This is a genomic window from Nocardioides sp. SLBN-35 (genome assembly GCF_006715725.1).
Lineage (GTDB): Bacteria > Actinomycetota > Actinomycetes > Propionibacteriales > Nocardioidaceae > Nocardioides.
Genome location: NZ_VFNU01000001.1, coordinates 669,388 through 681,641, shown reverse-complemented (window position 1 = coordinate 681,641; position 12,254 = coordinate 669,388). Strand labels below are relative to the sequence as shown.

The following is a 12,254-nucleotide window of genomic DNA, read 5'->3' as shown; positions in this document are numbered from 1 at the left end:
ACAACGAGGGCGAACGGAGCACCCGATGGTGGAGCGCACCCGCATCGACAGCGCGCCGGATCCGGCGTCGCCGGCCGACCTGTCGGTCGTGATCGGTCGGCACGTGCGTGCCTTCCGCACCCAGCAGGGGCTCACCCTGCGCGCCCTGGCTGCCCGCAGCGGCCTGTCGGTCGGCTTCCTGTCCCAGCTGGAGCGGGGGCTCACCTCGATCAGCCTGACCACCCTGCGCGACCTCGCCGACGACCTCGGGCACCCGATCACCGCGTTCTTCGAGGACGGCCCGGCCGTCGAGCCGCCGGTCGCCGCCCCCGCTGCCCCGGCCCCGGCCGCCCCGCTCGCCGCGGTCCCCCCCGACGCCACCTCGCCCGCGGCCTCCCCCGGCCCCTACTTCACGCTCACCCGGGGCAGCGGCGAGCACTCCTCCCAGTTCGTCAGCGGGCTGCGCACCTACCGGCTGCTGTCGCAGCGTGCCCCCGGGCTCACCCTGGAGCCGATGCTGGTGACCATCGAGCCGGGTGGGCGGCGCGCGGGCGCCGAGGTGCACGAGGGTGAGGAGTTCGCCTACGTGATCTCCGGCGAGCTGACCTTCATCGTCGACGGGACCAGCCACGTGCTCCGCCAGGGCGACAGCCTGCACCTGCGCTCCAACATCCCCCACGAGCTCAACAACGAGGCCGAGGAGCTCGCCGTCGTCGTCTCCGTGGTGACCCCGCGGCTGTTCTGACCGGCCCTCCGCCATCGCATCGCCCCCACGAAAGCGAGACAACGAACGTGACCGAGCCGACCGAGGACGTCGTCCTGCACCACTGCCACGTGGTCGACGGCGTCGCCGACCAGCCCCTGCGCGACCATGCCGTGTGGGTGAGCGACGGGCGGATCCGGGCCGTCGGACCCGAGGACGCCGTCACCGCGCAGGCGCCGGCCGACGCCCGGCGGGTGGACCTCGGCGGCGCGTACGTCACCGCGGGCCTGCTGAACATGCACACCCACTTCTCGCTGTCCCTGCCCGGGCCCGCGGGTGACGCGCTCAAGGACCTCAACCCGCACGCCCTCGCGCTGCACATGGCGTCGGGAGCCCGGCGCACCCTGCTCGCCGGCGTCACCACCGTGCGCTGCGTGGCCGAGAAGTCCCACGCCGACTTCGCGCTGCGGCGAGCCATCGAGGCGGGGCAGGTGGCCGGGCCGCGGATCTTCACCGCCGGACGCGCTCTGGTCTGCACCGGTGGCCACGGCCACGAGGGCACCGACACCCTCGAGTGCGACGGCGCGGACGGCTTCCGGCGCGGCGTCCGGTCCCAGGTGTCGGCCGGGGCGGACCTGATCAAGATCATGATCTCGGGCGGCATCGCCGGCGAGCACGAGCAGATCGACACGCCCCAGCTGACCCTCGACGAGATCGACGCCGCGATCGAGACGGCCCACGCCTGGGGCCGCAAGGTCACCGCGCACGCCGGCCCGGCGCCCGTCATCCAGGCCGCGGTCGAGCGCGGCCTGGACTGCGTGGAGCACGGCTACCAGCTCACCGAGGAGGTCGCGGCGGCGATGGCCGAAGCCGGGACCGCGCTGGTGCCCACCCTGATCGTCACCCGCTGCGGCGACTTCTTCGACCAGCTCGGCGTACCGGCATGGATGCAGGAGCGCTCGCTCTCGGCCGGTCCACGGCACGTCGAGAGCTATCGGATGGCGCTGGCCGCGGGCGTCGAGATCATGCTCGGCAGCGACATGCCGCCGTTCTGGCCCACGGAGGGCACCACCGGCACCGTCCGCGAGCTCGAGTACATGGCCGAGCACGGCCTTGCGCCCCTGGCGGCGCTGCGGGCGGCCACCATCGTGCCGGCCCGCTGGCTGGGCGCGGAGGCCGACATCGGCACCGTCGAGGCCGGTAAGTGGGCCGACCTGATCGCGATGGACGACGACCCGACTCGGGCGACCAGCGCGTTCCGGTCGCTGCGGTGGGTGATGAAGGGCGGCGAGGTCGTCCGCGACGACCGGGCAGGAGTGACGGCATGACGACAGCAGACCAGCCGGACATGGAGCTCTACGACCTTCGCGTGGTCGTCGAGCGGATCGAGGGTCGCTCGGTGTGCGGACTGTCCGTCGGCGACTACTTCGAGGTGGTCAACAGCTCACAGATCCGCATCCCCGAGGGCGGGCACATGTGCCTGTTCGCCCTCCAGTCGGTGCTGCCGCTGCTGCCCGCCAAGATGCGGCAGCTGCCCGCCAACGACTGGCTCGAGCGGGACTCCCACGTGTGCTGCCCCGACCCCGAGGAGGGTCTGGTGCTGCGCATCGAGCGGATCGGGCTGCAGCAGCTCAGCTCGTCGGACCTGACCTGACCTGTAGCGACGCCCGGTCACCGGGCCATCACGACCGATCCTTCCCGAGGAAGCGCAGCGCGTTGCCGCGCAGGATCAGCTCGCGGGCGGCGTCGTCGAGGAAGTCGGCCCGTCGTACGACGTCGGCCACCGGCCGCTCGCCCAGCGGGTACGGGTAGTCGCTGCCGACCATCACCTGCTCGGCGCCGAGGGTGTCGACCAGGAGCCGCAGCGCGGCCGGCTCGAAGACCACGGAGTCCACGCTGAACCGCCCGACGTACGCCGAGGGCGGCAGCTGCGAGGTGGCGATGACGTCGGAGCGTCGGTGCCAGGCGTTCTCGACGCGCCCCAACCAGAAGGCGAAGGAGCCGCCGCCGTGGGCGAAGCAGATCCGCAGCGAGTCCGGCACCTTGTCGAAGGTGCCACCGAGGATCATCGCGAGGATGGAGAGGTGGGTCTCGGCCGGCATGCCGGTCAGCCACTGCGCCATCCACCGGTTCAGCCGCGGCGAGCCGGCCATGTCCCACGGGTGCACGAAGACGGGCACGTCGAGCGAGGCGGCATGCTGCAGGAAGGTCACGACGCCCTCGTCGTCGAGGTCGCGATCCCCCACGTGGTTGCCGATCTCGACGCCTCGGTGGCCGGCGGCGACCGCTCGTTCGAGCTCGCGGCAGGCCGCGTCGGTGTGCTGCAGCGGCACCTGGCAGAACGGGATCAGGCGGTCACCGGCCGGGGCGCACACCTCGAGCGCGAGGTCGTTGAAGACCCGGGAGATCCGCTCGGCCTCGGCGGCCGCGGCGTCGTACCCGAAGAAGACCGGGGTCGGCGAGACGACCTGGACGTCCACGCCGTCGGCGTCCATGTCCCGCAGCCGGACCTCGGCGTCCCAACAGTCCGACTGGATACGGCGGAACTCCCGGGAGCCGACCATGATCACGGCCTCCCGCTCGGACTCGACACGCAGCCACGGGAACCCCTCCCCGAGGTCGGGCCACCCTCGTGGCACCGAGTGGGTGTGAACGTCGATCGCGCCCACGCCGCTCAGCCCTTGCCGGGGTGGACGGCCCCGCAGTCGGGGCAGGTCCGCTCCGCGTCGGACGAGGCGTAGAACTGGGAGAAGACCGGCGGCAGGTCCTCGACGATGTCGCGGACCTGGAGCTGGACCTCGTGCACCTTGGTGTGGCACTCCAGGCAGAACCACGCGAAGTTCTCGAGCGTTCCCTCCTCGCGGATCCGCTCGATCACGATGCCGATCGAGCCGGCCTCGGGACGCTGCGGGGAGTGGTACGTGTCGCGCGGCAGCATCCACATCTCGCCCTCGCGGATGTCGATCCGCTGCGGTCCGTCGTCGGTCATCAGGTCGACGTGCATCGCGCCCCGGTACTGGTAGAACCACTCCTCGTAGGGGTCGAGGTGGAAGTCGGTGCGCTGGTTGGGACCGCCGACGACCTGGACGATGAAGTCGCCCATCGGCTCCCACATCTGCTTGTTGTTGACCGGGGGCTTGAGCAGGTGCTCGTGCTCGGCGATCCAGGCCTCGAAGTTCACGACGGGCGGAATGGTGGTCATCGGCTTTCCTCCTGGGGTGCGGGGCGCGCCGCCAACCGGGCGAGCGCCTGGATCTCGATGAGTAGGTGGGGATGGGGGAGCTGGTGGACCGCGACGGTGGTGCGGGTAGGCCCCTCCTCGTCGAAGTACTCGGCCCAGACCTCGTTGTAGCCGCCGAAGTCGTTCATGTTGACGAGGTACGTCGTGACCTGGACCAGGTCGGCGAGGCTGCCGCCGACCTCGGCGAGGATGTCGCCGATGTTGTCGATGACCGCGCGGGTCTGGGCCCGGATGTCGAGGTCGGTGACGCCCATCGCGTCGACCGCGACCCCCGCGAAGGTGTTGTCGGGGCGCCGGCTGCTGGTGCCCGACACGTACGCCGTGTCGCCCACCACCTTGACGTGCGGAAAACGACCGCGGGGCGTCGCCTTGCCGGCGACCACCCGGGCGTCGCGTCGGTCGGGAGCCGTCACTGCTCGCCTCCCGAGGTCGTGACCCGGACCGGTCCGAGCCCGCCGACGACGGCCTCGACGCTGGCGCCGGGGGTGAGCGCGACGGCGGCCGTGGCCGCACCGGCCAGGATGATCGAGCCCGCGGGCAGCGCGACACCGTGCTCGCGCGCCATCCGCTTGACCGCGGCCAGCGCGAGCACCGGGTCGCCGAGGATGTCGGCGCTGCTGCCCCGCGCGACCTGCTCGCCGCCGACGGTCAAGGTGACGTCGAGCGCCGCGAGGTCCAGCTCGGCCCGCGCATCGGCGAAGGAGCGCCACGGTCCGACCACGAAGCTCGAGGCCGAGGTGTTGTCGGCGACGACGTCGGTGAGGCTGAACCGGAAGTCGCGGTAGCGGCTGTCAATGATCTCCAGCGCCGGCGCCACGGCGACGGTGGCGGCGAGGATGTCGGCGTCGTCGTCGAGCGGGTCGATGGCGGCGCCGAGCCGGAAGGCCACCTCGGGCTCGACCCGGGGGTGGACACCCGCGGCGAGGTCGACGCGACCGCCGTCGGGGGTCTGCATGCTGGCGTGGAGCACGCCGATGATCACGTCGGACACGCCCATCTGCTCGGCCTTGGCGCGCGAGGTGAACCCGAGCTTGGCTCCGACGACCGCGTCGCCGCGGGCCTCTCTGAGCCGAACGCCGGCCGCCTGGACGGCGTACGCCTGGTCCAGGGTGAGCTCGACCTCGGCGCTGAGCTGGCGCACGGCGGTGGCGGTGCGCACTGCCTCGTCGAGCTCGCGCGCGAGCGCTTCGATGTCAGGCAAGGGTTTCCTCCCGGATCACAGCTGGATGCAGACGTTGGTGGGCTCGGAGTAGAAGTGCAGCGAGTGCCGCCCGCCCTCGCGGCCGATCCCGGACAGGCCGGTGCCGCCGAAGGGCGAGCGCAGGTCGCGCAGGTACCAGGTGTTGACCCACGCCATCCCGACCCGCATCCGCTGCGCGACCCGGTGACCGCGCTCGAGGTTCTGGGTCCACACCGCTGCCGCCAGGCCGTAGTCGGTGTCGTTGGCGAGCCGCACAGCCTCCTCCTCGTCGTCGAAGGGGATGAGCGCGGCGACCGGCCCGAAGATCTCCTCGCGCACGGTGCGGTGGGTGTTGTCGAGGCCGGTCCACAGTGTCGGCTCGATCCACGCCCCGCCGGCGAGCTCGGCGCCCAGGGCGGGCACGCCGCCACCGGTGAGTACCTCGGCGCCCTCGGAGACGGCGAGGTCGAGGTAGGACTGCACCTTGGTCCGGTGCCCGACCGAGATCAGCGGACCGGTGGTGGTCGCCGGGTCCTCCGGACGCCCCAGCCGCAGGTTCCGCGCGCGCTCGGCGAGGCCGGCCGCGACGTCGTCGAAGATCGGGCGCTCGACGTAGATCCGCTCGGTGGCGAGGCAGACCTGGCCGGTGTTGAGGAAGGTCGAGCGGGCCAGTCCGTCGAGGGTGCGCTCGAGGTCGGTGTCGGCGAAGACGAGCGCCGGGTTCTTGCCGCCGAGCTCGAAGGACACCGGACGCACGCGGGGCGCGACCGCGCGCATGATCGCCGAGCCGGTCGAGGTCTCGCCGGTGAAGGTCACCGCGTCGATACCGCGATGGGTGGTGATCAGCTCGCCGGCCGAGCCCGGCCCGAAGCCGTGCACCACGTTGTAGACGCCGTCGGGCACGCCCGCCTCGGCCATGATCTCGGCGAGCAGGGTCGCCGAGGACGGCGTCTCCTCCGACGGCTTGACCACGACCGCGTTGCCGCACGCCAGCGCCGGCGCGACCTTCCAGGTCAGCAGCAGCAGCGGGAGGTTCCACGGCACGATCACCGCGACCACGCCCACGGGCTTGTTGACGGCGTAGTTGAGCGCCTTGCGGCCGTCCGCAAGATCGGTGAGATAGGAGTCCATCCCCTCCGCTGCGATCGTGTCGGCGAAGGACCGGAAGTTCATCGCGGCCCGGGCGACGTCGAGCTCGCGGACGAGCGACAGTGGCTTGCCCGTGTCGCGCATCTCGGCGGCCACCAGGTCGTCGAAGCGCTCGTCGATGCGGTCGGCGATCCGCCGCAGCAGCGCGGCGCGCTGCCCGACCGGGCTGGTCGCCCAGCCCGCGTCGAGCGCCCGCCGAGCGGCGTCGACCGCGGTGTCGACCGTCTCCTGGCCGGCCTCTGTCACGGTGGCCACCAGTGACCCGTCGACCGGGCTGATCTTGTCGAAGCTCGGGCCGTCGGTGACCTCGCGTCCGCCGACCCAGCAGGGCAGCCGCACCACGTCTCGGCTCCGCTCGCCGGTCATCACGCGGACACCTCGATCCCGGCCAGGCTCAGGGCATGGGCCGCGATGAGCGGCCAGGCGCCGCCACGGGTGTCGACCATGTCGAAGTGGTTGGCCCCCTCCAGGAGGTCGAAGCTGACCGGGCGGCCCGCGGCCTCGGCCTCAGCGACGTAGGCGCGGGACTGCTCGATCATGCCCGGGTCGTCGAGGCTGCCGATGACCAGCGCCTGCGGCACCGACACCGCACCACCCCGGACGCTGGGCGAGATCTCCGCCAGGCGAGCCGTCCAGGCCGCGTCGTCGCTCGCTCCGTCGGCGCCGACGAGCCGGTGGACGTGGCTCGACGGCTCCGGCTCCTCCTCCAGGAAGGCCTGGAGGTCGAGCATGCCGGCCAGGGTCACCACGCCGCTCAGCGGGAGCGGGTCGGCGACGTGGACCTCGCTGCCGGCGGGAATCGTCGCCCGGCCGGCCGCCCAGCTGCCGAAGGTGCCGCCCGCCGAGTGGCCGACGACGACCACCCGGGCGAGGTCGATCGGGTGCTGCTCGGCGATCACGCGCAGGTGGTCGAAGGCGGCCGCGATGTCGAGCCAGGTGCCGGGCCAACCCCCACCGCTCTGTCCCGGCTTGCGGTACTCGATGGTCCAGGTCGCCGCTCCCGCGGCGGTGAGGTCCTCGGCGAGCGGCGCGCAGTGGTCGTGGGGCCAGTTCGGGGAGTAGCCACCGCCGTGGATCACCACGATCACCGGGTGACCGGCCGCGGGCGCGGGGGTCGCCGGGAGCCGCAGGTCACCGAACTGCTGGGCGTCGTCGCCGTACCGGATCCGGTGGTCGGCGACCGTCGTCGGCAGCCACTCCACCATGTCCTGGGCGGTGGGGTTCAGGTGGGTCGCGCCAGTGGTCGGGTCGGCTGAGGTGGTCATCATTCGTCCTTCAGTTCGGCGATCACATGTCCTAGTATCGTGACCCCGGTTGGAAAAATGCAATACCCTCAGCGGCCAAGCGGACCCGCGCCGAGCAGCCCGACCACTCCCCTCGCCCCAGGAGCGCCGATGACCGAGAGCAACGACAACACCCGCGAGGTCGAGCAGGGCATCGTCACCGACTTCCGCGACGCGATGAGCTACGGCAGCTATCTCAAGCTCGACCAGCTGCTCTCGGCCCAGGTCCCGGTCAGCGTGCCCGAGCACCACGACGAGCTGCTGTTCATCGTGCAGCACCAGACCTCCGAGCTGTGGCTGAAGCTGATGCTCCACGAGCTCCGCTCGGCCCAGCGGCACCTGGCCGCCGACGAGCTGCCCCCGGCGCTCAAGCAGCTCGCGCGGGTCAAGCACGTCCAGAAGCAGCTGACCGAGCAGTGGTCGGTCCTGGCCACCCTCACCCCCACGGAGTACGCCGAGTTCCGCGGCTTCCTCGGCAGCTCGTCGGGCTTCCAGTCGTGGCAGTACCGCGCCGTGGAGTTCTGCCTCGGCAACAAGAACGCCGCGATGCTGGCTGTCTTCGACCACGATCCCGAGGTCCGGCGCATGCTGGCGGAGATCCTGGAGGCGCCGAGCATCTACGACGAGTTCCTGCGCTTCCTCGCGCGCCACGGCCACGCCGTCCCCGACGAGATCCTGCACCGCGACGTGACCCGGGCACACACCTTCACCCCCGCCCTGGTCGAGGTCTTCAAGCACATCTACGAGGACGCCACCCGCTACTGGTCGGCGTACGAGGCGTGCGAGGAGCTGGTCGACGTGGAGGAGAACTTCCAGCTGTGGCGGTTCCGGCACCTCAAGACCGTCGAGCGCACCATCGGCTTCAAGCGGGGCACCGGCGGCTCGAGCGGCGGCGCCTTCCTGCGCCGGGCGCTCGACCTCACCTTCTTCCCCGAGCTGTACGCCGTGCGCACCGAGATCGGGAGCTGAGGCGATGGCGAGCGAGGAGCTGGACGACCTCTCCGTCCGGCCGCACAGCGCCAGCTCGGTGCTCCGCACCTTCATCGGCCTGCACCTGCGCCGGCTCGGAGGCTGGATCTCGGTCGCCGACCTGATCGACCTGTGCACCATCGGCGGCAACCCCGGGGGGACGCGGTCCGCGCTCTCCCGGCTCAAGTCGAAGGGCCTGGTCGAGCCGCAGGTGCAGGACGGCCGTGCGGGCTACCGGCTGGCGGCCGCCGCGGTCCCGATGCTCGAACGCGGCGACCGCCGGATCTTCTCGCACCACCAGATGCGCCCGCAGCAGGAGGGCTGGCTACTCGCGGTGTTCTCGATCCCCGACCCCGAGCGTCACCTGCGCCACCAGCTGCGCCAGGTGCTCACCTGGCTCGGCTGCGGGACGATCACGCCCGGCACCTGGATCGGCCCCGGCCACCTCTTCGAGGAGGCCGCCGACCTGCTCGAGCAGCGCGGCCTGCGCGACTACGTCACCTTGATCCGCGGCGTCGAGCTCCAGCCGCCCGGCGGTCTCGCCGCCGCCGTCGCCGAGTGGTGGGACGTCGCGGACCTGACCGAGCGCTATGCCACCTTCCTCGAGGCCCACGGCGACACCGAGCGCGGCTGGGACGGCACGGACAAGATGGCGTTCGACGAGCACCTCCGCCTGGTCGACGACTGGCGTGCCCTCCCCTATCTCGACCCCGGCCTGCCGGCCGAGCTGACCCCGCCCGACTGGAACGGCCATCGCGGCGTCGAGCTCTTCCTCCGACTCCAATCCCTGCTGTCCGGGCCAGCCGCCCGGCACGTGGACGCAACCATTGCCTCAAGGACAGGAACCACCCCGTGACCACACCCCCGCTCTCCGAGCAGCGAGCGCTCGACCTCGACGCCGCCGACCCGGTGCCCAGCCGCCGCGACGAGTTCCACCTGCTGGCCGCCGAGGCCGGCGACTACCCCGAGGTCGCCTACATGGCGGGCAACTCGCTGGGCCTGCAGCCGCGCTCGGTCCGCACCATCCTCGACGAGGAGCTGGCCGAGTGGGCCCGCCTGGGGGTCGAGGGCCACCTCGAGGCCGAGCGCCCGTGGGCGCCGTACCACGAGTTCCTGCGCGAGCCGGCCGCCCGGCTGGTCGGGGCGCAGCCCCGCGAGGTCGTGGTGATGAACTCGCTGACGGTCAACCTGCACCTGATGATGGTCAGCTTCTACCGGCCCACCGCCGCGCGGTACGCCATCGTGATCGAGGACTCGGCGTTCCCGTCGGACTCGTACGCCGCCCGCAGCCAGGCGGCCTTCCATGGCTACGACCCCGACACCGCGGTGATCCGGCTGCGCCCGCGCGCCGGCGAGGACGTGCTGCGCACCGAGGACGTCGTGTCCTTCCTGGGCGAGGAGGGGCACCGGGTCGCGATGGTGATGCTCGGCGGCGTCAACTACCTGACCGGTGAGCTGATGGACATCCCGACCATCACGGCGGCCGCCCGCGAGGCGGGGATCGTCGTCGGCTGGGACCTGGCCCATGCCGCCGGGAATGTCGAGCTGGCGCTGCACGAGTGGGGCGTCGACTGGGCGGCGTGGTGCACGTACAAGTACCTCAACGCTGGGCCGGGCGCCCTGGCCGGCTGCTTCGTCCACGAGCGGCACCTCGCCGACCGCTCGCTGCCCAAGCTCCAGGGCTGGTGGAGCACCCGCTACGAGACCCGGTTCCAGATGCATCCCGTGGTCGAGCCGGTCGACAGCGCGGACAGCTGGCAGCTCTCCAATCCGCCGATCCTGGCGATGGCCCCGGTGCTGGCCTCGCTGCGGATGTTCGACGAGAGCGGGATGGCCACGCTGCGCGCCAAGAGCCGGCGGCTGACGGGCTATCTCGCGGAGGTGCTCGGCGCGCAGATCGGCGAGCTCCCGCTGCAGATCATCACGCCGAGTGACCCCGACCGGCGCGGCACCCAGCTGTCCGTTCGGATCGGCGGCGGGCTCGCGGCCAACGACGTCGCGCGCTGGCTGCGCCACGAGCACGGCGTGATCGCGGACGCGCGTCAACCTGACGTCATCCGACTGGCACCGGTGCCGATGTACTGCACCTTCCACGATGCCTGGCGCGCCGCGCAGGCCCTGGTCGAGGTGGTGCGCAACCATGGCTGAGAACACCTTCACCGGCATCGACGGCGAGCCGGTACGACGGGTCGCGGTGGTCGGCGCCGGGCTCGCGGGCTGTCTGATGGCCGTGCTGCTCGCACGGCGCGGACTAGCGGTCGACCTGTACGAGCGCCGCTCCGACCCCCGGCTCGTCGGCGCCGAGCGCGGCCGCTCGATCAACCTGGCCATCTCGGCCCGCGGCCTGGACGCTCTGTCCCGGGTCGGGCTGGACGAGCAGGCCCTCGCGGCGGCGCTCCCCATGCACGGACGCACCCTGCACGGCACGGACGGCAAGGTGGGCTACCAGTCCTACAGCGCCGACGGCACCCGCGCGATCAACTCGATCAGCCGCTCCGGCCTGAACGCCTCGCTACTGGACTGCGCGGAGCAGACGCCCGGCGTCACCCTCCACTTCGGCCACCAGCTACGCACCCTCGACGCAGGCACCGGTGAGCTCGTCCTGGGCACCGACGACGGCGAGGTGACCGCCACCGCCGACATCGTGATCGGCAGCGACGGTGCCTACAGCGCCGTACGCCGGGCGATCCAGTTCACCGAGGGCTTCGACTTCAGCCAGAGCTTCCTGTCGCACGGCTACAAGGAGCTCACCATCCCCGCCACCGCCGACGGCGACTTCGCCCTCGACGAGCGCTCGCTGCACATCTGGCCCCGTGGGTCCTCGATGATGATCGCGCTGCCGAACCTGGACCGCTCGTTCACGTGCACCCTGTTCTGGCCGAAGACCGGTCCCGGCGGCTTCGCGGCGCTCGAGAGCGCCGACGAGATCGACGCCTACTTCCGCACCCACTACCCGGACGCCCACCCACTGATGCCGACCCTGGTCGAGGACTTCCAGCACAACCCCGTCGGCTCCCTGGTGACCGTTCGGGCGTTCCCCTGGGTGCGCGACCGGGTGGCGCTACTCGGCGATGCCGCCCACGCGATCGTGCCCTTCTTCGGCCAGGGGGCGAACTGCTCGTTCGAGGACTGCATCGAGCTGGACCGCTGCCTGAGCGACAGCGCTGGCGACTGGGCCGTCGCGCTCCGGCTCTACCAGGATCGCCGCAAGCCCAACGCCGACGCGATCGCGGAGATGGCGCTGGAGAACTTCGTGGAGATGAGCGACAAGGTCAACTCGAAGGTCTTCCAAGCCATCACCAGCACCCGCCACTTCCTCGAGCGGCGACTGCCCGAGAGGTACGTCTCGCGCTACGAGCTGGTGTCGTTCACGACGACGCCGTACGCCCAGGTCAATGGCCGGATCCGGCGTCAGGACATGATCGCCGGCGCGGTCGCCGCCGCCGCGGTCGGTGGAGCCGCGCTCGCCGCACGCGCGCTGCGCCGGCGGGAGTGAGGGGCAGCGGCCGAGACGACCGCTGATCACATTTGCGCACCTGCAGGTGTGATCCGTCAGGACATCCCGGACACCTCTCTCGAGAGGTCTTCAAACTCGTCGACGGAGTTCTCCGGTTGCGGCGTCGAGACGCGGACGTGGAGTCTCCTGCGCGACCTGACCGTGCACACCACGCGCGACTACCAGCGACTCGGCCGACCACGCGGCCCCAACCCACAAGACCCAGAAGGCCGGGCCCAAGTTCTGGGTCCGGC

The 12,254-nt window shown here is 71.6% G+C and carries 13 protein-coding genes; 7 read left to right on the top strand and 6 right to left on the bottom strand.

From position 1 onward, the window contains the following. The first annotated feature begins 25 nt into the window (after positions 1–25). From FBY23_RS03410 to FBY23_RS03400, 3 genes are read left to right on the top strand one after another with little or no spacing between them, the layout of a single operon-like run. Positions 26–724, top strand: a complete 699-nt coding sequence (locus tag FBY23_RS03410) for a helix-turn-helix domain-containing protein (RefSeq protein WP_141796860.1) — start codon at positions 26–28, stop codon at positions 722–724. A gap of 47 nt (positions 725–771) precedes the next feature. Beyond that, on the top strand, positions 772–2,010 hold the full coding sequence (locus FBY23_RS03405; RefSeq protein ID WP_141796859.1) for an amidohydrolase family protein: 1,239 nt from the start codon (positions 772–774) through the stop codon (positions 2,008–2,010). Beyond that, on the top strand, positions 2,007–2,336 hold the full coding sequence (locus FBY23_RS03400; RefSeq protein WP_141796858.1) for a TIGR04076 family protein: 330 nt from the start codon (positions 2,007–2,009) through the stop codon (positions 2,334–2,336). The genes FBY23_RS03405 and FBY23_RS03400 overlap by 4 nt, the downstream gene beginning before the upstream one ends. 28 nt (positions 2,337–2,364) lie before the next feature. On the opposite strand, the gene FBY23_RS03395 is transcribed toward FBY23_RS03400, so the two are convergent. From FBY23_RS03395 to FBY23_RS03370, 6 genes are read right to left on the bottom strand one after another with little or no spacing between them, the layout of a single operon-like run. Further along, positions 2,365–3,351 (bottom strand): amidohydrolase family protein, encoded by a 987-nt coding sequence (locus FBY23_RS03395; RefSeq protein ID WP_222117711.1) that lies wholly within the window; start codon positions 3,349–3,351, stop codon positions 2,365–2,367. Positions 3,352–3,356: 5 nt separating this feature from the next. Beyond that, positions 3,357–3,884 carry a 3-hydroxyanthranilate 3,4-dioxygenase gene (locus FBY23_RS03390; RefSeq protein WP_141796857.1) on the bottom strand — a complete coding sequence of 176 codons (528 nt, stop codon included), beginning with the start codon at positions 3,882–3,884 and terminating at the stop codon, positions 3,357–3,359. After that, positions 3,881–4,336, bottom strand: coding sequence for a RidA family protein (locus tag FBY23_RS03385; RefSeq protein ID WP_141796856.1), 456 nt, complete (start codon positions 4,334–4,336; stop codon positions 3,881–3,883). Before FBY23_RS03385 ends, FBY23_RS03390 begins: the two co-directional genes overlap by 4 nt. Further along, positions 4,333–5,124: a 2-keto-4-pentenoate hydratase gene (locus tag FBY23_RS03380; RefSeq protein ID WP_141796855.1), complete on the bottom strand. Its 792-nt coding sequence runs from the start codon at positions 5,122–5,124 to the stop codon at positions 4,333–4,335. Before FBY23_RS03380 ends, FBY23_RS03385 begins: the two co-directional genes overlap by 4 nt. 15 nt (positions 5,125–5,139) lie before the next feature. Next, on the bottom strand, positions 5,140–6,618 hold the full coding sequence (locus FBY23_RS03375) for a 2-hydroxymuconic semialdehyde dehydrogenase (RefSeq protein WP_141796854.1): 1,479 nt from the start codon (positions 6,616–6,618) through the stop codon (positions 5,140–5,142). Further along, complete coding sequence (locus FBY23_RS03370; protein WP_160158141.1) at positions 6,618–7,517, bottom strand: S9 family peptidase; 900 nt, start codon at positions 7,515–7,517, stop codon at positions 6,618–6,620. Before FBY23_RS03370 ends, FBY23_RS03375 begins: the two co-directional genes overlap by 1 nt. A 129-nt stretch (positions 7,518–7,646) precedes the next feature. Here FBY23_RS03370 and kynA point away from each other — a divergent pair, with 129 nt between their 5' ends. Genes kynA through FBY23_RS03350 form a run of 4 tightly spaced genes read left to right on the top strand, consistent with a single transcriptional unit; the run spans position 7,647 to position 12,000 of the window. Further along, positions 7,647–8,504, top strand: a complete 858-nt coding sequence (gene kynA, locus FBY23_RS03365) for a tryptophan 2,3-dioxygenase (RefSeq protein WP_141796852.1) — start codon at positions 7,647–7,649, stop codon at positions 8,502–8,504. Between the two features lie 4 nt (positions 8,505–8,508). Beyond that, positions 8,509–9,360, top strand: a complete 852-nt coding sequence (locus FBY23_RS03360) for a PaaX family transcriptional regulator C-terminal domain-containing protein (RefSeq protein WP_141796851.1) — start codon at positions 8,509–8,511, stop codon at positions 9,358–9,360. Beyond that, positions 9,357–10,652 (top strand): kynureninase, encoded by a 1,296-nt coding sequence (gene kynU, locus FBY23_RS03355; RefSeq protein ID WP_141796850.1) that lies wholly within the window; start codon positions 9,357–9,359, stop codon positions 10,650–10,652. The genes FBY23_RS03360 and kynU overlap by 4 nt, the downstream gene beginning before the upstream one ends. Continuing rightward, the gene (locus tag FBY23_RS03350; protein WP_141796849.1) at positions 10,645–12,000 is read left to right on the top strand and encodes an NAD(P)/FAD-dependent oxidoreductase; all 1,356 of its coding nucleotides are present in this window, start codon (positions 10,645–10,647) and stop codon (positions 11,998–12,000) included. The genes kynU and FBY23_RS03350 overlap by 8 nt, the downstream gene beginning before the upstream one ends. Positions 12,001–12,254 lie beyond the last annotated feature (254 nt).